The sequence below is a fragment of the Psychrobacter sp. CAL346-MNA-CIBAN-0220 genome, from assembly GCF_040309805.1.
Classification (GTDB): Bacteria; Pseudomonadota; Gammaproteobacteria; order Pseudomonadales; family Moraxellaceae; genus Psychrobacter.
This window is the reverse complement of record NZ_JBEOPF010000477.1, coordinates 1-257: the sequence shown is the minus strand read 5'-3', so window position 1 is coordinate 257 and position 257 is coordinate 1. Positions and strand designations below refer to the sequence as shown.

Sequence of the window (257 nt, the reverse complement as noted above, 5' to 3'; positions counted from 1 at the left end):
GACATGCTGGTGGCCGCCAGCGAGCGTCACCTCGGTGATTACAACCCCGGTACCCGGGGCAGCATTGGCGAGTTGCGTACTGGCGCTTCGTACATGCCGGCGAGTGAGGAGCGGATCAAAAACACCACCGTTGCCTATTCGGGCTCGGTGATGCGTTCACGCTTGCTCAAGCTGGGGCTCAATCTTCCGGTTGAGCAGCGCCTGCAACTGAGCTACCTGGTCACCGAGGTCGACTACGACGACGTCAATATGATGAC

1 protein-coding gene is annotated in these 257 nt (G+C 59.9%); it reads left to right on the top strand.

Going from position 1 to position 257, the window contains the following annotated elements:
• Positions 1 to 257, top strand: a 257-nt coding sequence (locus AAEY88_RS14435) for a hypothetical protein (RefSeq protein WP_350563498.1), incomplete at both ends; no start/stop codon positions are given.